The organism is Archangium sp., from assembly GCF_036389735.1.
In the GTDB taxonomy this organism is placed as follows: Bacteria; Myxococcota; Myxococcia; order Myxococcales; family Myxococcaceae; genus Archangium.
The window spans coordinates 1-22,091 of record NZ_DASVWK010000868.1; the positions used below are offsets into that span (position 1 = coordinate 1).

Genomic DNA, 22,091 nt, shown 5'->3' on the forward strand with positions numbered 1-22,091 from the left:
GGGCCCACCCGGTGCGTGTCGTCCGAGACCCGGCGCTCCTGCACCTTCGGCGGCTCGCGCACGCCCTGCTCCAGCGCCACCCGCTGGCCCTCCTGCTCGCTGGCCACTCCCGCCCACACCTCCAACGCGTTGCCCGCGGGGATGAGGAAGGCCGGCCGCTGATCCGCCAGCACCGACTGCACCCGGCCCCGGGCCTCGGCCTCGCTCGGGTACGTGCCCAGCCTCACGCGGTACGGCCACAGCCGGCTGCCCGCGGGAATCTCCCGGTCCGGCGACCACTCGAAGGCCAGCACCGAGCGCTCCGGGTTGCGATCCAACAGCTTGCGGAAGGCCCGATCGTCGTCCATGCCCTCCACGCCGGACGTGTCCTGCGTGAGGCAGGCGCGCGGGCTGAGCTCGGTGAAGGGCATGTCCAGCATCACCAGCTCGGCGCCCTCGTCGACGAGCCGGTTGCTCAGCCCACCGAGGATCTCCCGGGGCCACGGGTTGGAGGCGATACCGGGGTGCTCGTCCTGGCGGGCCTCGGCGAGGGTCTCGTCATCGATGGCCACCACCACCACGCGGTCCGAGCGCGAGGAGCGGGCCCCCAGCGCGCGAGCGCGCCAGTCGTAGGCACCGCGCTCCCAGGACTCCAACCAGGAAGAGGGACGGGCGAGCACGGCGATGGGCGTCGCCTCGCCCCCGAGCTGCGTGCGCGGGACACGGTAGTAGACGAGCATCCCGAGGATGGCGCCGAAGAGCGTGGCCTGGAGGAGCGAATAGCCCAACCGCTGGAGGAAGCGGAGGCCGGCCGAGTAGATGGGAAGGCTTCGCACGGGAGGCGGGAGAATAGCGCGTTCAGCCCACGTCCCCAGCCCTCGTTGTGCCCTGATATGCTCGCCCGCCAGGCCGACCTTCCGGAAAGACGCAATGAAACGCCTCCTGCTCTCCACCGCCGCTACCGCCCTCCTGCTCTCCCCCCTTGCCTGCGACATCGACAAGACGGGCAACCAGCTCCTCGCCAAGAAGGTGATGGTGGGGACGCTGCTCTCCACTCCCACCGTGGACGTGTCCTACTCCGCCATGGCCGGGCTCGACGCCGGCACGCTGCCGGATGGCGGCATCCGGGAAGAGGACCGGGTCACCGTGCCGGGCCAGACGGCGGCCTTCGTCTTCTTCGGCACGCGCGAGGGAGACCAGGGCCAACCCGAGCCCATCGCCAACGCCACCGTCCGGCTCGAGGCGGTGAACGGGAAGCAGTACAACCTCGACAACACCGGTGTGGGGACCTACGGCCACACGAGCGGCTTCGAGGATGACGCGGGCGTGAAGTACCAGTCCGGCGCCACCTACCGCTTCGTCGCGGTGCAGGACGGCACCTCGCACGTGGGCACGGTGGAGGAGGCGCCGTCCCTGGAGCGAATCGCGGCGCTCCACCCGGCCGAGGGCTACGTGAAGCACATGGCCAACCAGGGCCTCACCCTCCAGCGGCCCCCGGCGGCCGGAGGCAAGCCGCGTACCCTGGGCTTCGTCACCGTCTTCCCGCTGAGCACCAATGGCGAGAAGGGCCAGCCCACCTACAGCAACGTGCCGAAGGAGCCGCTGGAGTTCCTCCAGCTCGTGGCGGTGCCGACCGAGTGGCAGGCGGCGAACATCCCCATCCCGGGCAGCGCCTTCCCGCAGACGAACAGCAACTACCTCGTCGTCTTCCAGACGGTGAAGACGGGCGGGGCCGAGTCCGACAACCTGTTCATCGGCAGCGCGCTCCTGGTGGGCACCGCCGACGTGGGCATGGTGCACACCCAGTAGCCCCTACCCCGCCTCCACCTCGAGCTCGAGCCTGCCCTCGAGCTTGAGGCGCAGCAGGTGCCCCGCGAAGCGCTCGGACTCCTCGCGGGCGAGGACGCTGCGAAAGCCGGGGCCCTCCGCCACCTCCACCTCCATCACCGGCCCGCGCTGGAGGAGGCGGAAGAAGTCCTCACCGCCCTCGGGGCGCGGCACGAAGACGGGCAGGAACCCCTTCACGGGCAGCACCTGGCCCGGCGCGCGCACCCGGGCGACCAGGGCCGGAGCCTCCGGACGCACCTCTCCCGCCGCGACGCCCTCCTCCGCGTATAGGGGCGCGGGTGGCAGCGACACGTCCTCGGTGGAGTCGTCGAAGAGGAAGCCATGGCGCGAGGGAATGCGTCCGGTGAAGAGGTACAGGAGGAGCACGGGGGTATCCCCGCTCACGCGCTCCACGTGGAGGATGGCGCGGGCGGCCCCCACCTTGCGCAGCAACAACCGCAAGCGTGGCGGCGCGGCGGCCAGGTGGCGCACGACCCGATCCTGGATGGTGGTGCGGAGTTCCTCGAAGGCCGCCTGGAAGAGCGCCTCGCCCTCGGCCTCGTCCTTCGCGAGCGCCTCGCGGGCCCGGGTGAGCTTCTCCTCGGCCTGCCGCAGGAAGGCCCGCATGGGCGCATCCGCCGCGACGAGCGCGGACTCCGCCGCTGGCGTCGGCTCCGTCGGGGCCGCCCGCGACTGCCCCGCCGCACGCACCGCGCCCACCAGGAAGGAGCCCTGCTGCTCCAAGCGCTCCCGCTCCTCCTGGAAACGCAGCCGCGTGGCACCGTGCGCCAGCCGGAGCTCGAGCCACGCGTCGTAGGCGGACTCCAGCGTCTCCACCCCGCGCAGCCGCGCCAGGGCCCCGCGCGTCACGGCCTCCGCGCTCGCATCCAACGTGTCCCGCATAGGCTCCCGAGTCTACCGCCCGGAAAGTCGAAGGGGCGACCCGTGTCAGCGGATCGCCCCTCGACGGCATGGCTGTCGGAAGCCTAGACGCCCTGGTTCACGCCCTCGCGGCGCTGCTGGCCGTCGCCGTTGGTCATCGAGTCCTGGCCACCGCGCTGCAGCCGGTTGCGCAGATCACCGCGCAGCTCGTTGCCGGCCTTCGGGGCCATCAGCAGCCCGAGGCCCGCGCCCACGAGCAGGCCCACGGAGAAGGCGCTCAGCGTGGGCAGCAGCCAGTCCGTGGGGCCCTTCTTGCTCTCCAGCCCGAGCAGTCCGAGCAGATCGTCCTTGTCCATCTTCTTCAGGTCATTGGCACTGAGCATCATGAGGGCTCCCTGTGAGGCGGTTGGGGGAAGAATCAATCACACTTGTACTGCCTACTGACGATCCGGACCGCCGACGCCACCCGCACCACCCGCACCGGTCATGTCGTTCATGCCCCGGGCCCCCATCTCCACGCCCCGCATCGCCGCCTCGGCCATGCCGAGCAGCTCGTCCTTCACCATGGGCAGCGCCGCCAGACGGACCCCCAGGCGGATGACGCGCGCGGTGGTGCGGGTGAAGAGCCCGCCGCCGAGCACGTAGCCCACGCCGAAGGCCGCGGCCAACATCATGTACGGATTGCGATCCACGCGGCCCTTGAGGTCCAGCGAGGCATTCAGGTCCGTCACCGCGCCGCGGGCATCGTCCCACAGCTGCTGCGCGTCCGAGCCGATCCGGTCCACGCGATGACCAAACCCCGCCTGCCCCTGCTCGCCCTGCGCCTGGCCACCATTGCTGCCCGGATTGCTCTGGTAGGTCGTCATGTCGGTACTCCGAGAGTTCGAGGAAACGCTGACACGCTCAACGACGGGACGCGATGCGCCCGACGATGAAGCCCACGGCCACGGCGCCCAGGAGGCAGGTACCGGGATTGGCGCGCACGAAGCTCACCACGCGGGTGTTGAGGTCCTCCAGGTTGCGCCGCGCCTCCTCGATCTGCGGCACCATGTTCTCCTGGAACTGCCGGGCCTTGTCCTGCAGGTGCTGGGGATTGACGTCCATGGAAGTGCTCTCCTGAATCAGGGTTGAAGGTGGAAGCAAAGGTGGCGGCGACTAGCGCCTCTGGCTACTGCCGATGAGGAATCCGACGAAGAAAGCCGCGCCCACGCACGTCAGGGGCCGGCGCCGCACCCACTCGCGCCAGTCGGTGCGCCATGCCACCTCCTCGCGCAGCACGGTGACGGAGTGGACCAGCTCGGAGCGGGTGCGCTCGATCTCCGCGCGGATCTGCTCCGCGGACTGGGGCGGAGCCCGGGCCTTGCCGTCAGCGGCCATGGCGGGCCTCCGGGGGAAGCGCCGCGGCCTGGGGCTGCGCGACGGGTACGGGTACCGGTACCTGGGCGAGCACCGCCACGCTGCGGTTGAGCTCCTCGGTGGTGTCTTCCATGACACGGTGGGCCTTGAGCCTCGCGGCGGCCCGCGTGATGCCCAGGCCCCCTCCCACGAGGTTGAGCGCCCCCACCGCCGCGAGCGAGCCGGCCCAGCCGAGCCACGTCGCCAGGAAGACGGACAGCGCCGCGCACAGGAAGGTGTAACCCACCAGCACGAAGGGGACGAAGGCGGCGATGAACGCCACGTCCGTGCCCATCGCCCGCGCGTCATCCATCAACTCGATGCGCGCCAGGGACAGGTGCTGCGTCACCAGCTTGCTGAAACCGTCTGTCATCCGCATGACGAGCGTGGTGAGACCACGCTCCGTCTCTTCGGTGTTCAAGCCCATCTGCTCCCTGGCCGATGCTCTCATTCGGAGGCCCCAACGTAGGCTCCTCCCTTTCTCCGCGACAACCCTGCCACGGAGCCATGTGTCCGGCGTTCGTCAGCGTCGGCCATCCGACGTGCCGGCCGACCCAGGCTAGCCGATCAGCTCGACGGGTGCCGACCGGGGCTGCCGGCTCTCCACGGGGGCCTCGAAGTGCATCACCAGCGGCAGGTGATCCGAGGCAATGGTGGACAGCGGCGTGCGGTGGGCGTGCAGCTCCAGCGGCCTCACGCCCGAGTCCACGTAGATGCGATCCAGGCGCAGCATCGGGAAGCGGGAGTGGTAGGTGCGCACCGAGGTGCCCAGCTCCAGCGCCACGTCGTGGATGGCCTGACGCACCAGGCCGGGCACCGCGCCGGGACCCCAATAGTTGAAATCCCCACACACCACCACCGGATCATTCCGCACGGCGTCGCGCAGGATGTCGGCGGACAGGAGCAGGGCCTCCTGGCGGCGGCGCTCGCGAATGCTCAACCCCAGGTGCAGGCAGAACACGTGGAGTTGCCGGTTGTCCCCCAGATCGAGGTCGCAGCGCAGCGCCCCCCGGGCCTCGCGGCGGGCCACGCTCAAGTCGTAGTTCTTCGACTTGAGGATGGGTAGCCGGGAGAGGATGGCGTTGCCGTAGCGCCGGCCGTTGCGCACGACATTGGGCCCGAAGGCCATGTGCAGCCCGAGCAGATCCGCCAGGTGCTCGGGCTGGTCCTCACGAGCCGTCACGCCTCGGTAGTCCCCGACCTCCTGGAGGGCGATGATGTCCGCGTTGATCTCCCGCAGCACCTCGCCCACCCGGTGGAGGTCGAAGCGACCGTCCGTCCCGATACCACTGTGGATGTTGTACGAGACGAGTGTCAGCTCCACGTCCTACCCATCAGCCCTGAACGAGACGCAGACGCTGCGCGGCGAGCCGGGCGGCTTCCATGGGAAGCGACAGCAGCCGACTGGTGGCATTGGTGACGTCCTGCACACCGGACTGGAGGGCGCGAAACTGGCGCAGGGCCTCGTCGTACACGTCCTTCAGCGCGCTGCGCGAGGGCAACGGCTCGGCGGACAGGGGCAGCGCGCCAATGGGCTGGCCCCGGTTGGTCGCGGTGGGCTTCACCGGCGCGTTGGGCGACAGGCCCGCCAGCGCCTCGAGCTGCGCGTTCATGGCCCGCACCTGGAACATCTCCTCGGTCTCCGCATGGTTGCGGCCATAGTGGATTCCGTCGGTCCGCCGCTCCACCGCGCGCTTCTCGGAGAGCTGCTGCTTGTCTCGCCGGCGAAGACCCCCACGGGTCTGCGTGGACCTCTTGGACACGGTGAACGGCTCGAAGCTGTACGAACGAGGCATCCGAATCATCTCCCCCTAAAAACCCGACCCCCAAAAACCCGACGCGAAAGAAGCTAGGGAGCCATGCGCGCATAGTGAACGCTGAGGCTCACGGGGGCCCGCCCGCTCGCCTGCTCCTCGTGTAACGAGGCATGCGCCCCTCGCCCTTCCGAGGGTCGGCGCTGACAGCCATGCGGCGGACATTCGGGGGAGTTGCCGGGGGCGTCATTCGTTGACGGTGCGCCCTTGCCCACGCATATCTCGGCCCCCGTGCCCATCCCCACCCTCAGAAGGCTTCCGTTCCTCCTGCTGGCCCTCGGCCTGTCCGCTTACGCCGCCGAGGGGCGACCCCTCCTCTCCCTCCAGCCCACGATCGCCCGGCCGGGAGATCCAGTGCTCGTCACCGTGCGCGGGCTCTCCGAGGCCCCCACCGGCACGATCGGAGAGCGTCCCCTGCGCTTCTACCCGGTGCGCGAGGGCTTCCAGGCCCTCACCGGCCTTCCGGTGGAGCTCGCGCCGGGAGCCGTGCAGGTGAAGGTGTCGGCCCCCTCGGGCACCGTGCCCGTGGAGCTCACGGAGACCCTCAACGTGGTGGCCGCGGGCTGGCCGTCGCGCACGCTGAAGGTGGCCAACAAGTTCGTGAAGCCGCCGCCGCCAGAGGTCCAGGCGCGCATGGAGCAGGACAAGGCCGCCTTCGCCGCCGCCTTCGGGCAGCCTTTCGCCCCGCCCCTCTTCGGAGAGAACTTCGCCTGGCCGCGCCAGGGTCGTATCACCGCGCCCTACGGCGACCTGCGCACCTACAACGGCAAGAAGCAGAGCCAGCACTACGGCACCGACCTCGACGGAGCCACGGGCACCCCCGTGTACGCGGCCAACGCGGGCACGGTGGTGATGACGCGGGACAACTTCGCCGCGGGCAACACGGTGCTGGTGCACCACGGAGCCGGCCTCTACACCTCCTACTTCCACCTCTCGGCCTTCGACGTGAAGGACGGCGAGCGCGTGGAGCGCGGCCAGCTCCTGGGCAAGGTGGGCGGCACGGGCCGCGTCACCGGGCCCCACCTCCACTGGGGCGTGAAGGTGGATGACATGTGGGTGGACGGCGAGACGCTGCTGAAGCTCGACTTCGGCACCGCCCCCCCGGCCGTTACCCAGCGCGACAAGGAGTAGGGCTCACCACGCCTTGCCGACGCCCAGCGCCTCCCGGGCCTCGTCCGGGCTCATCGGCTCGCGGCCAATGTCTCGCGCGAGCCGTACCGCCTTCTCCACCAGCGGCCCGTTGCCCTTGGCCATCTCCTTGCCGGCCGGGTCCAGGTAGAAGTTGTCCTCCAGGCCCACGCGGATGTTGCCGCCGAGCACCAGCGACGCGGCCACCAGCTTCCACTGCACCTTGGAGATGCCGATCACCTCCCAGGTGTCCTCGGGGCGGATCTGCCGCGACATGGCCAGCAGGTTCTCCGCCGTGGGCGCCACGCCCCCCAGCACCCCGAGGATGAAGCTGTACTGCTGCGGCCCCTTGAGCGCCCCCATCTGGAGCAGCGGCTCGGCGTTGTGGACGTGGCCCAGGTCGAAGCACTCCAGCTCCGGCTTCACCCCGCCCTCGCGCATGGCCTCCACGGCCAGCAGGATGTCCGAGAAGGGGTTGGGGAACACGAAGTCGAAGACGAAGCCCTTCCGCTTCTCCGAGTACTTCGCGTAGTTCATCGACCCCATGTTGAGCGCGGCCATCTCCGGCTTCGTCTTCGCCACGTAGGCCAGCCGCGCCTTCTTCTCGGCCTCGCCCTCCACCCCCATGTTGAAGCCCCCGGTGGAGAAGTTGATGATGATGGGGCTGCGCTTGCGCACCTCTTCCTTGATCTGCCCGTAGATGTCCGAGCTCCACGACTGCTCCCCCGAGTCGGGCTCGCGACCGTGGATGTGCACCACGGCGGCACCGGCCTCGTAGGCACGGCGGGCCTCCTCGGCGATCTCCACCGGGGAGTACGGCAGGTACGGGCACTGATCGCGCCTGGCCAGCACGCCCGTCAGCGCGCAGGTGACGATGACCTTGTCCTTCGACAGCGGCATGGTGTGCTCCCTTTCAGCGGTCGTTCCACTTCGGCGGGCGCTTCTCGATGAAGGCGGTGACGCCCTCGGCGGCGTCCTCGGTCAGCACGTTGAGCGAGAGCTGCGAGGCCAGGTACTCCAGCGCCGCCGGCAGGGGCAGGTCCTCGGCGGTGAAGAAGGCGCGCCGTCCCAGGGCGAGCACCGCCTGGCTCTTGCCGGCGAGCTTCCCCGCGAGCCCCGCCACCGTCGCGTCCAGCTCCGACGCGGGCACCACCCGGTTGAGCATCCCCAGCGCGAGCGCCTCGCGTGCCGGCATCCGCTCCCCCGTCAGCACCAGCTCCAGCGCCCGCTTGCGGCCCAGGTGCCGCTGCAGCAGCGCCATCATCATCATGGGAAAGAGCCCCACGTCGATCTCCGGCGTGCCCACCTCGGCGTGCTCGGCGGCCACCGCCAGGTCGCACGCGAGCACCAGCCCCAGCCCGCCCGCGAGCGCGTGCCCGTTGACGCGCGCCACCGTGGGCTTGCGCAGGTCCTGGAGTCGCTGGAGCAGCCGGCCATAGGCGCGGCGCCCCTCATGGGTGGCGAGGAAACCACCCTCCCCGCCCAGCTGCCCGAGGTCTCCCCCCGCGCAGAACACCTTCTCCCCCGCGCCGGTGAGCACCACCACGCGCGCGGCGGGGTCCGCCTCGGCGCGGTCCAGCGCGGCCATCAGCCCCCGCAACACCTCCGGCGAGAGCGCGTTGCGCGCCTTCGGCCGATCAATGGTCAGGAGCGCTTGCCCACCTTCGGCCTGGTACCGGACGACGACTTCTCCTGCTTCCATGACACCTCCGCGGAAGGGACGGCGCTGGGGAGGACACCGCGAAGGAAGGACTCGGCGATCTGCACCTTGGCGCGATCCAGCGCCTCGGGGCCGCGGTCCTCCATCAACCCCGACACGAAGGCCGTGAGGCCCATCTCGATGGCGCCAAAGAGGAGCGAGGCGCACAGCATCGGGTCCAGGTCCTTGCGCAGCTCGCCGGTGGTCTGGGCGCGCGCGAACATGTCCGCGGCCATGCGGATGGCGCCGAGGAAGGCCTGCTGCCGGCTGACGACGTGGCCTCCCGCGGGGCTACGGGCGACCTCCAGGATGAGCACCTTCACCGCGCGGGGATCCACCCGGTAGGCCTCGAAGGCCACGTCCGCGATGCCGCGCACCTTCGCCTCGAGCGAGTCCTCGCCGTCGGCCACCGCGCGCATGCGCGCGACGAAGCCGCTCCAACCCGTCTCGGCGACGGTCTCCAGCAGCTCGTCCTTGTTCTTGAAGTAGTGGTAGACGAGCCCGTAGGCCACGCCCGCCTCGCGCGCCACGTCCGCGATGCGACAGCCGTGGTAGCCCTTGCGCGCGAACACGTCGATCGCCGCGCGAAGGATGGTGCGGCGGCGCTCGTTCTCCCGACTCCCTGCCTCCTCCGACTTGCGCTGCTGCGGGCTCACGCGGTGTCTCTCCCCGGCTGACTGACTCGGCAGTCAGCCGGGGGTGACGCTACGGACGCGGGGCCTTGCGGTCAATGCCCTTGCCGAGACGGGGACTGCTACCCGTCATGGGAAGATGGTGCCGTACACGTCGGGCGCGGCCACCTCGGCCTTGTGCCCCTGGATCTGCGAGGCGGTGAAGATGCAGCTGGCCTTCACCTTCCAATTGAGAGGAGCGGGGTAGCTCGGGCCCGACGTGTTGGCGGGATCACGCACGTCCTTGATGACGTAGCGCATGAGCGTGTAGGCCGGGTAGGTGAAGGCCGCGCCCTTGGCCAGCGCCTCCACTTCCACCGGGCCCACCGCACCCGCCGAGCACCCATCCGCGCTTTCGTTGCTGGCCATGCTGTTGAACCAGGGGTCCGAGACCAGGAACTCGGCGCCGATCTGGTCATGCTTGGCGAGCGCCACGGGCAGTTCCGGGCTGAGCGCGCGGATGACGGGACGGGTGTTGCGGCTGGAGGAACTGACGACGTCCAGCTCGTCCGGCCAGCCCGTCCACAGGATGCGCTCCTGCACCCAGATGAGGGTGACGGCGTCGTACTGGCCGTTCTTGCCATCCCACTTGCCGTTGCCGTTGGCGTCGACGTACCGCTCCTTGCCGTCCCACGTGCCGTTGTCGTTGTTGTCGACGAAGGGCTCGGTGAGGTCCACGTACGGCTCGGGGTTGCCGTTGCTGTCCTTGTCCCACACACCGTTGTTGTTGAGGTCGTCGAAGGCCTCCTCGCCCGTGGTGACGGCGATCATGCTCACCAGGTTGTCGCGGGAGTTGTTCTCCTTGCCCGGACGGATGGGATCCGGCCGGCGAGGCTCATGGAAGGTGGGCTCCTTGTCGTAATCGGCGATGGGGTTCTCCACCCAGGCGAACGGATGCATCCACAGCGGGGCGAGGTACTCGCCGGTATGGGTGGCATCGTTGAGCGGGGTCCAGGAGAACGTGCCCGGGGACACGTCATCGGGCAGCGGCAGCGAGGTCTTGTAGAGGACCAGCGCGTTGCCCACCACGTCCGTCACGCTGACGGCGCTCGGGCCGATGGTGCCGGCCTCGGTGAGGAAGGACACCTGCGCCCCGCTGATGCCATCGCCGTTGCGATCACCCACGTGGGCGATGCAATTCACCTTCACGCCGGCGATGAGATGACGCGTCGAGTCATAGGCACCGATGGCATGCACGCCACCCGAGCCATCACCGGAGACGGTGCCGCACTGGAAGGTGAACTGGCGGGAGTTGGAGCTGGCGCCCGCGAAGGTGACCGCGGGGCTGATCGCCACCTTCTCGCCGACCCGGGCGGTGACGACGACGGACGACACACGGCCCCCCTTGGCCACTACCTGGGTAGAGGCAATGCCCGAACCCACGTCGGTGACGGCTTCGGGGGGATTGATCTCGATACCGGAGACGGGTGCCTGCACCTCGAAGGTGACACGCACGCCCGGCTGCGGTTCGCCTCGAGAATCGATGGCGCGAAAGCGAAGCGTGGTGATCTCCCCCAACCGAGGCTGGAGTGGAGACTGATCCACGAACTCCAGCGTCGACGGGATCGGGGGGCTACATGCCGCGAGCACCCCGGTCGTGATCGCCACGTACACGGCGAGACCCAGACGCATCTGAGAAAACTCCTTGAAGAGGGAAGAGCGCCGCGCGCTGTTGACGCACAGCCAACACTTCCCATCTTCCCGGTCTCAGATGCGTCCCGTCAAGGACGGCAGCCTTCCAGGCTGAGGGCGGTCAGGCAGCCGAGCCACTGAACATGGCCCGAGCCACGCCCAGCAAGCGGTCTACATCACGGGCCGTGAGGCCCCTCGCCCGGGCGAAGTCCGACAACGGGCGCAGAAGATCCTCCGTCTGCGCTGGAGTCTCCTCCGTCCCGGCGAAGAGCTCGCCAAGGCTCACGCCCAAGGCCAAGGCCAGGGCGGCTAGGGTTTCAACATGGGCGACGCGCTCCCCTCTCTCGATCATCGAGAGGAAGGAGACACTGATTTGCGCCCGCTCCGCGAGTTCCTCCTGTGTCCAACGCTCGGGGCGTTGGGTACGAAGTTCACGGATGCGCTGTCCAATACGTTTGCCGAGTTCCGACACGAAAGACCTCGTCCTCCTTCAGGGGGAATCCAGTCAGGGAGTGAAGAACCACGCACACGCGACCAGGATTCCTAACCCCCGGTTCCGAACGTCCCCACCCCGGTGATCGTGAGATTCACACCGAAGTCCGGGCGCGCTCGCCCCCTTTCGAGCCGTGCTACCCCCTCGATTCGCCAGCAGTCGCACGCGGGGCCGTAGGACACCGCGAACCACTGCTGCCGGAGGGGAGACTCGCTGCGAGCTTGTGGCTGTACGATGGCCTCGTATCGCAATCCGAGTCCAAAGCCGAGCGTCACGTTCGTACCGGCAGTGAGAAACTGTGCTCGCTGAGCACTCGTGCGAGCGGGCCCCACCAGGGCGTCCAGGCTGCGGCGCAGACGGTCCGAACCCACTCCCAGCAGGTCGTCATATCGGGCGAAAATCTCCCCCCGCTCGGGAGAGCCAATCCGGAAGTCGGTGCTGAGCTGGGCGATCTGATTCGTGTTCGAGTCGTAGCGGATCACCCCACTTCCGCTGAAGGAACCCACATTGGCGGACACCCGGCCGAATGTATCGCGGGCCATCCGCTCGTCCTCCAGCGCGAGGCCCCGGCCCAGGGTGGGAGCATAGCGGGAAAAGTCGAACCCCTGCCCCAGGGTCAGGCGGACGAGCTCGCGCTGGACCCCGCCCGTCCTCGCGTGGAGCGTCTGGTTGAGCGCCACCACGGCATGGAGGAAGCGCTGCGAAGCGCCCTCGGGGGTGACGGGCAGGGCAGCGTCGATCTCGTCATAGACCTGTCCCGGACGATCCGACGAGGCACCGGGCGAGGGCAGACCTCCCCAGACGATGGGCACGTAGCGCAGCGTTACCGTGGGCGCCAGGGCGTGCCGGAGGGTGGAGCCGCGGAACTCGAAGGTGCGCGCCAACTCGGAGTCGGCCACCAGGTCCAGCATGGGGTAGCCCCGCTGCCCTGCCCGCCCGGACACCTCACCCACGTAGAAGTCCTGGCGCAGCGAGAGCGCGGGGGTGAGCCGCGCGTAGGGACCCAGCGCGAACGAGGACGACAGCCGGGGGAGCAGGTCCACCCGGTCCCTCGCCTCTCGATCCGAGGCGTCGAAGACGCCGTTGCCCTGGGTCGTATCGAGGTCCCGGGTGCCACCGGGGTTGGCGGCGGCCAGGAGTCGATCCGGGTCGTAGCGGCCATCCTCGCCCTCGTCGCCGAAGCGGGACAGAAGCGGGGACAGGCGGGTGAACTCGACCTTCAGGCCGCCCACCCACCGACCGAACAGGGGCCGCTCGGGCAGCGCCCAGGTAAGGGCGGGGAGCCGCTGGAAGGTCCGAGGCGCGGGGGTGAGGGGCTGGCCGAGCACCGCGTCGGTGGGGGCGGCGTTGCCCCCGAAGAGGCTGTAGCCCCAGCGGATGTCCTGACGGAGCCCCACCTCGAGGCCCGCCCAATGGTCATCCCCCCGGTGGTAGAGGACGCCGGTGCTGCGCAGGTACTGGTTCTCGCGGGCCACGATGTCGGCGGTGACATCGCGCGTGTAGAAGCCGTCGGAGACGACGAAGGCGTCGATGCGGTCGTGGAAGCCGCCGCCCAGGTCCTGCCGGTGCTGGAGGGAGGCCTCGCCGCGCAGCCCGCGCCGCTCGCGGATGAGCCCGTTCCCGGCGTCGCTGTAGTAGTCGCTCGTCACCGGGTTGCGCACGGGCTTGAGGTCGTAGAGCAGGCCCAGCGTGGCCCGGCCGTCGGTGTGCACCGAGGGCACGTAGCGGAACTCGGTGAGCAGCCGCGGCCCGCGGATGCCGTTGCGGGTCGGCTCGCGCCGGGTGAACGTCCCGCGATCCACGTCCACCTCGGGCGCGCCCACGTAGTAGCCGGGGATGAGGGTGAGGTCGTAGCTGCGCCCGAGCGTGACGAACACCGGCTGCTCGAAGGAGAAGCCATTGAGGCTGCTCGTCGTGGGGCGCGGGATGAGCAGGCCGGAGCGCCGCTCGACCAGCGGCACGTACAACCAGGGCACCGCGAACACCGGCACCGAGTACACGTACACCACCGGCCAGGTGACGGTGGCGTGATCATCCAACACCACGTTGGCGCGGGAGGCCTCCAGGCGCCAGATGGGCGTGCCCGCCTCGCACGTACACGGGGCGAAGGCGAGCCCATCCACCTGGAAGGACTTGTCCCCGGTCACCTTGACGCGCGTGCCGCTCATCAGCACGGGGGTCTCTCCCAGGGCTCGCAGCTCCTGGGGGGTCTGCACGGCGAGCAGCGCCTCCGGGGAGACGCCGCGCTTCTGCATGAAGAGGCCGCCCTTCACGTTGGCCTCTTTCGACCGCACGTCCACCGTCACTTCGTCGGCCACGGCGGCCATCAGGCCCCGGACGAACATGATGTTGCCCTTGGCGGTGGCGATCTCCCGGGACTGATCGTAGGAGACCTCGTCCGCGCGCAGCACCATCTCGCCCGAGCGCAGCACGGTGTGGCCGCGCGCGGTGAGCACCCGCTGATTCGGCTCGTAGAGCACGTAATCGGCGGAAAGCTCCACCACCTCCCCCGTGGGGAGCTGGAGCTGGGTGGACAGGGGTAGCTGGGCCGACACCAGCAGCACGGCCACCGGCAACAGGAAGCTCATGACCCTCTCGACGCGGGTGGGGCGTCGCGCTTCCCTATATCAGCATCAGCGGCGGGCCGGGCGCTGGAACTCGATGGAGAGCTCGTTGCCCTCCTGGCGCGTCTGGTAGGACACCTGCTCCTTGAGGCGGATGGACACGCGCACCGTGCGCGAGGGCCCCGCGTCCGCGTCCACCGAGGCCACGGCCGTGTCGAAGAAGGAGGTGTCCAGCGGCCGGGTGTTGTTCGTCTCGGCGATGGCGGTGTTCTCCAGTTCCACCACCACCGTCCGCTCGCCCTCGGTGACGTTGAAGCTGACGGGCTCGGTGGTGCGCAAGAAGACGCGCGAGGCCGTGGGCTCCTGTGCGAAGCCCACCAGCGTCATCGTCTTGCGACGCGAGGACACGGCGAGCCGATCCCCCTGCCGCGGCGCGGCCCGAGGCGTCTCGGCCTGGGCGACGCGCGTCTGGCGGGCCTCCTGCTGCTGGCGCTTGCGCTCCTCGGCGGCCGCCTGGGCCTCCGCGCGCTGGCTCTCGCGCTCCTCGGCCTGCTGACGCTTCCGGTCCTCGGCGGCGGCGCGGGCCTCCTCCTGCTGGCGCTTCTTCTCCTCGGCCGCGGTCTGGGCCGCCGCGCGCTGACGCTCGCGCTCCTCGGCCTGCAGCCGCTTGCGCTCCTCGGCGGAGGAAGCCGCGGCCGCCTGGGCCTCGGCCTGCTGGCGCTTCTTCTCCTCGGCCGCGACGCGGGCCTCCTCCTCGCGGCGCTGCTTCTCGGCGGCCGCGCTCGCCGCCTTCGCCTCACGCTCCTGCTGGAGGCGCTCCTGCTCCGCCTGCTGGGCCGCGACGCGCGCGGACTCCTCCTGCGCCTTGCGATCGGCCGCGGCGCGCGCCTCGGACTGCCTCCGGGCCTCGGCATCCGCCTGGGCCGAGGCCGCCGCGTCCGCCGCCGCGCGCTCCTGCTGCTGCCGGTCCGCCTGGGCCGCCGCCGTCGCGTTCGCCGCCGCGCGCTCCTGCTGCTGCTGGTCCGCCTGGGCCGCCGCCGTCGCGTTCGCCGCCGCGCGCTCCTGCTGCTGCTGGTCCGTCTGGGCCGCCACGGTGGCCTGCTCGGGCGTGCCGCCGGGCGTCGTGGCCGTGGCCGCGGGAGCCGTGCCCGTGGGAGCCGGACCCGCCGGAGCCGTGGGAGCAGCGGCCGCCACGGCCGCCCCGCCCCCGCCCACCACGTTCACCACCAGCGAGTTGCCGGTGGCCTGGATGTCGGTCTCCACCTCGCGCTCGTAGCCGATGAGCACGCGGGCGATCGCCGACTCGTCCGAGCCATAGCTGGCCGTGCGGATGCCGCTGATGGTGCCGTTGCCGACCGTCTGGTCCTCCTTCACTCCGGAGAAAACGGCCTCGGAGATGTCGATGACCAGCCGGGGCGGGTCGGTCATCGTGAAGGTGGTGAAGTTGGGCTTCTTCGTCCCGACGATCTCCACCGTCCCACCCCTCACGCTCACGCTCGTGATGGAGTTGAGGTCGGCCTTGCCCTCCTGCGCGAGCGCCATGACGGGCATCAGAACGCAGACAAGCAACGACAATCCGATGGCCTTCATCGTCGAATTCCCTCTGGACGGACACATTCCAGCGTCAAGGTAGCACGGGGCGGACGGGCTCCAACTTTCCGCCCCTTCCCTTGGTCAACGCAGGCGGGGCAGCGCGGGCTTCCGGGTGCGGTGGGTCCGCGCGTATTCGATGAGGTTCTTGATGTCGTAGCAGATCTGCCGGATGTCGTGCCCCATCGTCAGCTCGATGTGGCTGTTGCCCTTCACCGGCCGCCACAGCAGGTACTCGCTCTGGGCGGCGTGGTAGACGCTCCGGGTGGACTCCACGGACGCCAGGGGGTCCATGTCCCCGAAGATGATGGCCATGGGGACTTGAATCTTGGAGAAGCCGCGCTTGAAGTCGAACCCCGTGCGGTAGCAGACCATCTCCCCGCGGCGCACCCAGCGGGCGAACTGCTCCACCACCTTGCGAGGCTCGCGCTCACCGCCCTCGCGCAGCAGCCAGCGCACGTCCTTGGAGCTGACGCGGGCGGGATTGCTCAACCGGTTGACGCGGGTGGCGATGCGGTTGAAGAGCGGGTGCTCCTCGGCCCGGGCGAGCTGTCGCTCGGCGAACTTCAGCCAGTCGTCCACGGGGATGTAGTGGAACTGGTACTTCTGCGGGCCCTCCTTGGGCTCCAGCCATCGGGCCAGTCCCTCGTTGAGCGCGGAGGCGCCCCGGGCGAGCAGCATCCGCCCCGTGTGGCCCACCTGCTCCTCCGCGTTGAGGCCCGCGATGGCCAGGTCGATGGCCGCCCCGAGCACCGGAGTGCCCACGGACAGCATCCGCAGCAGCATGACGCCCCGGCCCAGGTCCGCCGGCGAGCCGATGGTGATGAGGCCCTCGAAGTCGTTGTGGATGCCGGCGTAGCCGTAGCCGAGCATCCCGCCCATGGAGTGGCCGCAGTAGAAGATGCGCTCGCGCCGGGTGATGCGCTTCACCCCGGACACCGCCGCCGGCAGGTCATAGAGGAAGTAGCTGTCGATGTCCCAGCCGTAGTCCAGATCCGGCGGCAGCGGCCGGCGGAAGCGCGCGGCGCGCTCCTTCTGGAACTCGATGGAGCTCTTGCCGTGCCCGCGCAGCTCCAGGATGTGGATGTCCACGCCGAAGAAGAGCAGGTTCTTGACGAACTGGCCGCTCGTCCAGGCATGGCGGTTCTGCGAGAAGCCATGCACCAGCAGCAGCGGCTCGCCGAAGAGGGGCTGCGCGAAGGGCTGCTTCACCGGCCGATAACGGGTGATGACGAGCGACCATCCATCGGCCGTCTCCACCACGTACTTGGTCTTCTGATACAGCGATCGGAAGTCGAGCTCATCGACTGTCGGGGTGTGAGGCCCAGTGGGAGTCGCTGCTCTCCAATCCGGCAAACGCATGACTAGAATCTACGAACTGTGATGCAATGCGCCAAGGTTTCCACCGAGCCTTGCGCGCACGGAACCCACCAGGAACAGCGAGCCCGTGCACAGGAGGACGTCTCCGGGTGCCGCTCGCCCCCGTGCACCGGCGAGCGCCTCATCCAACGACGGATAAGCACACACGTCCGCGCACAGCGCCCGAGCCTCTTCGACGTAGTACTCCGGTCCAAGTGAGCGAGGAGTCTCCAGCGGGGTGAGGTGTACCGAAGTACAGGTTGGCAGGAGGGCGCGAAGCATGGGCCCACGATCCTTGTCGGCGACCACGCCGAAGACGCAGTGGATCCGACGCCCCGGGTAGAGGGAGCGCAGTCCCTCGAGCAGCACCTGGACCCCCGCGGGGTTGTGCGCCCCGTCCAGCAGCACCGGGGGCTGCCCGCCCAGTTCCTCCAAGCGTCCAGGCCAGCGAGCCCCCGCGAGCCCCGTCCGAAGGGCCTCCGGGGAGACGGACACTCCGCGAGCGGAGAGCTGCTCCAAGGCGGCCACCGCCACGGCCGCGTTCTGCCTCTGATGGAGGCCCCGCAGGCCCAGGGAGAAGCCCTCCAGCGGGAGGCCCGAGCCCTCGTAGGAGAGGCCGCCGTCCGGGCGGGCGTGGAGGGAGAAGTCGCGGCCCTCGAGGAGAACGGGAGCGCCCACCTCCCCTGCCCCGCGCTCGATGGCGGCGAGCGCCTCGGGCTCCTGGCGGCTCACCACCACGGGCACTCCCGGCTTGAGGATGCCGGCCTTCTCCGTGGCGATGGCCCCCAGGGTGTGGCCCAGGTACTCCATGTGGTCGAAGGACACGGGGGTGATGGCGGTGACGAGCGGCTGGCACGCGCGGGTCGCATCCAGGCGCCCGCCCAGGCCCACCTCCACCACGGCCACGTCCACGGCCTCGCGGGCGAAGTGCCAGAAGGCCACCACGGTGCCGAACTCGAAGTACGTGAGCGAGGTGGCGGCGGCCGGGTGCCGCTCCAGCACCTCGAGGATCCGCTGGCCGAACACCTCGTCCGGAATCTCCACCCCGTCCACGCGGATGCGCTCGTTGACGCGCACCAGGTGTGGCGAGGTGTAGAGCCCCACCCGGTGGCCCGCGGCGTGGAGGGCGGCGGAGGCGAAGGCACAGGTGCTGCCCTTGCCGTTGGTGCCCGCCACGTGGAGCGCGGGGAAGGAGCGCTCGGGGTGGCCGAGCGCCTCCAGCGTCTCCTCGACCCGCTCCAGGCCGAGCTTGATGCTGGAGGGACTGAGCCGGGAGAAGAACTCCAGGGCCTCCGCCGGCGTCCGGGGCAGCGTCATGGCGTGAGCCGACTACCCGAGCAGGCCGAGCACCTGCGCCAGCGTCGCGCGCATCTCCTTGCGCGGCACGATGGTGTCGATCATCCCGTGCTCCAGGAGGAACTCGGAGCGCTGGAAGCCCTCGGGGAGCTTCTGGCGGATGGTCTGCTCGATGACGCGGGGGCCGGCGAAGCCGATGAGGGCCTTGGGCTCGGCGAGGATGACGTCTCCCAGCCACGAGAAGGACGCGGCCACGCCACCGGTGGTGGGGTGCAGCATCACCGAGATGTAGGGCTTGCCCACGGCGCGGAAGCGGGCGATGGCCGCGCTCGTCTTGGCCATCTGCATGAGGGAGAAGATGCCCTCCTGCATGCGGGCGCCGCCCGAGGCCGAGAAGACGATGGCCGGGCACTTCAGCTCGAAGGCGCGCTCGAAGACGCGCGTGCACTTCTCGCCCACCACCGAGCCCATGGAGCCGCCCATGAACTCGAAGACGAAGCAGCCGACGGACACCTGCTTGCCATCGATGCGGCCCACGCCGGAGATGAAGGCATCGTTCTCGCCGAGCGCCTTGCGGGTGGACTTGAGCCGGTCCTTGTACTTCTTCGAGTCCGTGAACCCGAGCGGATCCTGCGGCTCCAGCTCCTTGTCGAACTCCTCGAAGCTCTCCGGGTCCAACAGGGACGCGAGGCGGGCGCGCGCCGGCCAGGGCAGGTGGTGATCGCAGTGCGGGCAGACGTTGAGGTTCTTCTCCAGCTCCTGCCGGTAGATGATCTCGTCGCAGTTCTCGCACTTGGCCCAGAGCCCCTGCATGCGGCTGGGGGCGTCGACGGGCTCGGGAGTGGTCGCGATACGGGGCTTCTTGGAGAACCAGGCCATGGAAGGGCCGGGTTAATCCCACTGCCCGGGGGCCGTCAACCGATTCAAGAGGTTGCCGGCCGAGGGAACAACCCACTTCCAGTCGACCGGAGATGAGCATGTGCGACATCACCGGACACCAGGATGCCTCCGGGTTTGGGACAGGTGTCCTTCGCCACTCTCCACGAAGCGCCGCGCCAGTTCGTCCCGACCTTGCACGCCGTGCTCCAGCAGGTACGCCAGCTCCCTGGGGAGCAGTGCCTTGACCGTGACGAGCCGAACCTCTCCGGCAGGCAGGGTGAAGTGCCCCGGCAAGGTGCGCGACGACATACCGAGCAGCACGGCCACTCGGCCCTCCTCGGTCACGAGGGCTTTGGGCATGCCGCTCCCCGACACCTCCATGGAAAAGAGGCCCGCCTTTACTCGCTCTCGCACCTGCTCGTGCTCCGCCACTTCGTCCGCCACCCGCTCCAGGAGCAACAGGGGCCAGCTTTTCTCAACATCCTCGAGCAGTTCACTCGTCTCGAGAGCCAGCTCGAGACCAAGTCCCGTGGACGGCTCAGCCTGCCCGTGGAACGGGTCGGAGAGCCCGTCCGTCACCAGCAGCGTATGGCCTCCGGGGCGGTGAATGACGCGCCAGGCCTGCCGCCGGCTCGGCCAGGTCCCCCCCACGACGACAGGGATGATGACCTCCTGCTCCAGCGTCCCCAAGGTGCGCCAGGCCGCTTCGCGAGCGGTGTCCACCTGCTGCCATGCTTCACGGAACTTCTGCTCCCGTGCACGCTCCTGATCACTCCGGGAACTGGGGCCCGTTACCTCCACGAACTTCATCCCCGTGGCGCCAAGACTCTCCAGGGCTTGCTTGAGGTCCTCGGAGACAATGAGTGCGATGTGCCAGCCCCAGGTACGGAACACCCTGGCATCGCCCACCTTCGTCGGATCGATGCGCATTCCGGAAACGGAGAAGTACGTCCCGATCTTCTCCGGAAGCCCATCCTTCGGAGTCCAATACACCACTTCCTCGGAGGCCTCGTCGTCGATGCACTTCTCGATGCGGGTCACATTGACGAGGAAGTAGGGCTCCGGTCGGGACTCCACCTTCACCGCGAGGAGTTGCACGTCCTGGGGAGCCATCCTGGCCAGGATGTCGGCGACCTTCGAGTGAACGATAGGAAGGGACCCTCCATCCGCGAGCGAGAAGTCGAGCGGCTTGCTGGGCTGGACCACGGCAACCTGGAGTGGGCCCTCAAGCTCAACAGGCTCTCCGCCAAGGAAGAGCCACGTTCCAAGTTCCTGCCCGGTCGAGTCAACGGGGGCATCCAGCTCCCAACGCCCTGGAACATCAACATCTTCGGTCAGTTGGAAAAAACGCCTCGGCATGAGGAATTCCTAACGTCACGGTCCCCGTATCACCAACGTGTTGAGCCTGGTACCGGGGGTGGAGATCTGCTGAGCCAGCTTCTCGAGCGCCGCGGTCAGCGCCACACGGCACTCCTGAGGACCGCGACAGCTCCGCGTCGCATCGTTCAAGGCTTCAAGAACCGCCTGATGATACTCCTGGGGATGAGGCCCCTGGTGGGCTCTGACGCGGACCTTGTTGGCTGGGTCGTCCAACGTCATCCCCGCTTTCTTGAAGAGTCTTCTGAACTTCGGCGTCCACGGCCCGCCACCGTGCGTGGCTGTGTCCCACTTGTCGGTGGCGATGTGGTGCTCGTGCTCCTTCACCGCCACTGGCTCGGGAGTGCCGCGAGCCAGGCCCCGCCCCGTCATGGCGACCGCGCCCGGAGCAAGGGCGATGGTGAAGACCCCCTGCTCGGAGACGGCCACTGCTCCCACCTCGCCCATGGCCATGAACCGGAAGCCACCTTGCGATTCCGCCAGCAGCGCCGCCCGCGAGGAACCGGGAAGCGCTGGCACCTTAGCCGCCAACCCCACCGTGTGACCGATCGCCGCTGTCGCCAGCATGATGAAGATGCGCGCGGAGTTCTGGCCCATCACCTTGCCAAACCGCTCGCCGGCCTCGCGCAGCCCCTGGAAGGAGGTCGCGTGGTCCACCTCCTCCACCAGCCGCAGCCAGCCCCGCATGAGGCTCCACACGGTGTCCACGCCCAGGTAGGCGATGAGGCCGATGGTCAGCGTGGCCGCGACTCCCTTGGATACCGGCTCCGGCAGCACCCACAGCATCATGTACATGGCCATGGCGGAAACGACCGTGGCCCGCACCGCCTCCGGCTCGGCCATGTCCTTGAAGGCGTCCAGGGTCTCGTTCCACACCGAGCCCATGGCGAGTTCCATGGCCAGGGCATACCGGCCACCCTCGGTGAGCACAGGCCCTTCCTTCAGCAGGGAGAGGCAGTCTCGGGGACGCCCCTTGTTCTCACACCAGCGCCCGTAGGCGCGCGTCAGCTCATGGGCGGCATGGACTGCGTGCAGCGTCTCCGCCGCCTCGGCGTCGGAGTCCAACACCAGGCGCCGCCCCGTCCACTTCAAGTAGACCGCCTCGTGCCAGGAGGAGTCGAACATCAGCCGCCGGGCATGCTCCAAGGGGTTGGGGGCGGGCCGTACATCCCGCGTCAACTCCGCGAGCGCCGTCTTGAACTCACCCTTGTGCAGCACCACCGGGGCCTCGCCACGCGGAGCGTGGACGAGGGGCTTGCCCTGACCCGTGTCCAGGCGCACGACCCGAGAGGCAGTGCCACACCCGACGAGCCCCACCAGCAGGGTCGTCACCGCGAACAGGATGACACGAGGACATGGCAGAGCACTTGCCATGACCCTAGAACTCGAAGGTGTCCCCCAGCTCCAGCACTTCCACCGGCAGCTCGGCCAGCTCCTTCTTGAGCTGCTGAACGAAGGCCGGCTTGAGGTGGTAGATGAGCGTGGTGAAGTCCTCGGAGCGCTGCA

Annotated in this window: 23 protein-coding genes; 2 read left to right on the forward strand and 21 right to left on the reverse strand. The window is 69.2% G+C overall.

The features are described from left to right. Positions 1–815: CHASE2 domain-containing protein (locus VF794_RS31040; RefSeq protein WP_331116710.1), on the reverse strand; the 815-nt coding region annotated here is incomplete at its 3' end. A 94-nt stretch (positions 816–909) separates the two neighbouring features. On the opposite strand from VF794_RS31040, the gene VF794_RS31045 reads away from it, so the two are divergent. Next, positions 910–1,788 carry a hypothetical protein gene (locus VF794_RS31045; protein ID WP_331116712.1) on the forward strand — a complete coding sequence of 293 codons (879 nt, stop codon included), beginning with the start codon at positions 910–912 and terminating at the stop codon, positions 1,786–1,788. 3 nt (positions 1,789–1,791) lie between these two features. Here the strand turns inward: VF794_RS31045 and VF794_RS31050 are convergent, their stop codons facing one another. From VF794_RS31050 to VF794_RS31085, 8 genes are all read right to left on the reverse strand, one after another. Beyond that, positions 1,792–2,709 (reverse strand): hypothetical protein, encoded by a 918-nt coding sequence (locus VF794_RS31050; RefSeq protein WP_331116714.1) that lies wholly within the window; start codon positions 2,707–2,709, stop codon positions 1,792–1,794. An 83-nt stretch (positions 2,710–2,792) separates the two neighbouring features. Next, positions 2,793–3,074 (reverse strand): hypothetical protein, encoded by a 282-nt coding sequence (locus VF794_RS31055; RefSeq protein ID WP_331116716.1) that lies wholly within the window; start codon positions 3,072–3,074, stop codon positions 2,793–2,795. Positions 3,075–3,125: 51 nt separating this feature from the next. Further along, positions 3,126–3,554 carry a hypothetical protein gene (locus VF794_RS31060; protein WP_331116718.1) on the reverse strand — a complete coding sequence of 143 codons (429 nt, stop codon included), beginning with the start codon at positions 3,552–3,554 and terminating at the stop codon, positions 3,126–3,128. A gap of 37 nt (positions 3,555–3,591) precedes the next feature. Then, the gene (locus tag VF794_RS31065; RefSeq protein WP_331116720.1) at positions 3,592–3,792 is read right to left on the reverse strand and encodes a hypothetical protein; all 201 of its coding nucleotides are present in this window, start codon (positions 3,790–3,792) and stop codon (positions 3,592–3,594) included. Positions 3,793–3,843: 51 nt separating this feature from the next. Beyond that, positions 3,844–4,065, reverse strand: a complete 222-nt coding sequence (locus tag VF794_RS31070) for a DUF3618 domain-containing protein (protein ID WP_331116722.1) — start codon at positions 4,063–4,065, stop codon at positions 3,844–3,846. After that, positions 4,055–4,510, reverse strand: a complete 456-nt coding sequence (locus VF794_RS31075; protein ID WP_331116724.1) for a phage holin family protein — start codon at positions 4,508–4,510, stop codon at positions 4,055–4,057. The genes VF794_RS31070 and VF794_RS31075 overlap by 11 nt, the downstream gene beginning before the upstream one ends. 132 nt (positions 4,511–4,642) lie before the next feature. Continuing rightward, positions 4,643–5,407: an endonuclease/exonuclease/phosphatase family protein gene (locus VF794_RS31080; RefSeq protein WP_331116726.1), complete on the reverse strand. Its 765-nt coding sequence runs from the start codon at positions 5,405–5,407 to the stop codon at positions 4,643–4,645. Positions 5,408–5,417: 10 nt separating this feature from the next. Then, entirely contained in the window at positions 5,418–5,879 is a 462-nt protein-coding gene (locus tag VF794_RS31085; protein ID WP_331116728.1) for a hypothetical protein, read from the reverse strand. Between the two features lie 225 nt (positions 5,880–6,104). Between VF794_RS31085 and VF794_RS31090 the strand changes: the two genes are divergently transcribed. Then, positions 6,105–7,028, forward strand: a complete 924-nt coding sequence (locus VF794_RS31090; protein WP_331116730.1) for a M23 family metallopeptidase — start codon at positions 6,105–6,107, stop codon at positions 7,026–7,028. A 3-nt stretch (positions 7,029–7,031) separates the two neighbouring features. On the opposite strand, the gene VF794_RS31095 is transcribed toward VF794_RS31090, so the two are convergent. The 12 genes from VF794_RS31095 to VF794_RS31150 all read right to left on the reverse strand — a co-directional run bounded on the left by VF794_RS31095 (position 7,032) and on the right by VF794_RS31150 (position 21,959). Next, positions 7,032–7,925, reverse strand: a complete 894-nt coding sequence (locus VF794_RS31095) for a 3-keto-5-aminohexanoate cleavage protein (protein ID WP_331116732.1) — start codon at positions 7,923–7,925, stop codon at positions 7,032–7,034. A gap of 13 nt (positions 7,926–7,938) precedes the next feature. Beyond that, on the reverse strand, positions 7,939–8,727 hold the full coding sequence (locus VF794_RS31100) for an enoyl-CoA hydratase/isomerase family protein (RefSeq protein ID WP_331116734.1): 789 nt from the start codon (positions 8,725–8,727) through the stop codon (positions 7,939–7,941). Next, positions 8,670–9,380 (reverse strand): TetR/AcrR family transcriptional regulator, encoded by a 711-nt coding sequence (locus tag VF794_RS31105; RefSeq protein ID WP_331116736.1) that lies wholly within the window; start codon positions 9,378–9,380, stop codon positions 8,670–8,672. Before VF794_RS31105 ends, VF794_RS31100 begins: the two co-directional genes overlap by 58 nt. A gap of 105 nt (positions 9,381–9,485) precedes the next feature. Beyond that, positions 9,486–11,027 carry a hypothetical protein gene (locus tag VF794_RS31110; protein ID WP_331116737.1) on the reverse strand — a complete coding sequence of 514 codons (1,542 nt, stop codon included), beginning with the start codon at positions 11,025–11,027 and terminating at the stop codon, positions 9,486–9,488. Between the two features lie 121 nt (positions 11,028–11,148). Beyond that, positions 11,149–11,499: a helix-turn-helix domain-containing protein gene (locus tag VF794_RS31115; protein ID WP_047862667.1), complete on the reverse strand. Its 351-nt coding sequence runs from the start codon at positions 11,497–11,499 to the stop codon at positions 11,149–11,151. A 71-nt stretch (positions 11,500–11,570) separates the two neighbouring features. Beyond that, entirely contained in the window at positions 11,571–14,108 is a 2,538-nt protein-coding gene (locus VF794_RS31120) for an LPS-assembly protein LptD (protein ID WP_331116739.1), read from the reverse strand. A gap of 45 nt (positions 14,109–14,153) precedes the next feature. After that, a complete protein-coding gene (locus VF794_RS31125) occupies positions 14,154–15,674 on the reverse strand; it encodes an AMIN domain-containing protein (protein WP_331116740.1) in 1,521 nt (506 codons plus the stop codon). Positions 15,675–15,758: 84 nt separating this feature from the next. Further along, on the reverse strand, positions 15,759–17,036 hold the full coding sequence (locus VF794_RS31130) for an alpha/beta fold hydrolase (protein ID WP_331116742.1): 1,278 nt from the start codon (positions 17,034–17,036) through the stop codon (positions 15,759–15,761). Positions 17,037–17,045: 9 nt separating this feature from the next. Further along, on the reverse strand, positions 17,046–18,350 hold the full coding sequence (locus tag VF794_RS31135) for a folylpolyglutamate synthase/dihydrofolate synthase family protein (RefSeq protein ID WP_331116744.1): 1,305 nt from the start codon (positions 18,348–18,350) through the stop codon (positions 17,046–17,048). A gap of 12 nt (positions 18,351–18,362) precedes the next feature. Beyond that, positions 18,363–19,208 carry an acetyl-CoA carboxylase, carboxyltransferase subunit beta gene (gene accD, locus VF794_RS31140; protein WP_331116746.1) on the reverse strand — a complete coding sequence of 282 codons (846 nt, stop codon included), beginning with the start codon at positions 19,206–19,208 and terminating at the stop codon, positions 18,363–18,365. Positions 19,209–19,316: 108 nt separating this feature from the next. After that, the gene (locus VF794_RS31145; RefSeq protein WP_331116748.1) at positions 19,317–20,414 is read right to left on the reverse strand and encodes an imm11 family protein; all 1,098 of its coding nucleotides are present in this window, start codon (positions 20,412–20,414) and stop codon (positions 19,317–19,319) included. Positions 20,415–20,582: 168 nt separating this feature from the next. Then, positions 20,583–21,959 (reverse strand): AHH domain-containing protein, encoded by a 1,377-nt coding sequence (locus VF794_RS31150; protein ID WP_331116750.1) that lies wholly within the window; start codon positions 21,957–21,959, stop codon positions 20,583–20,585. Positions 21,960–22,091 lie beyond the last annotated feature (132 nt).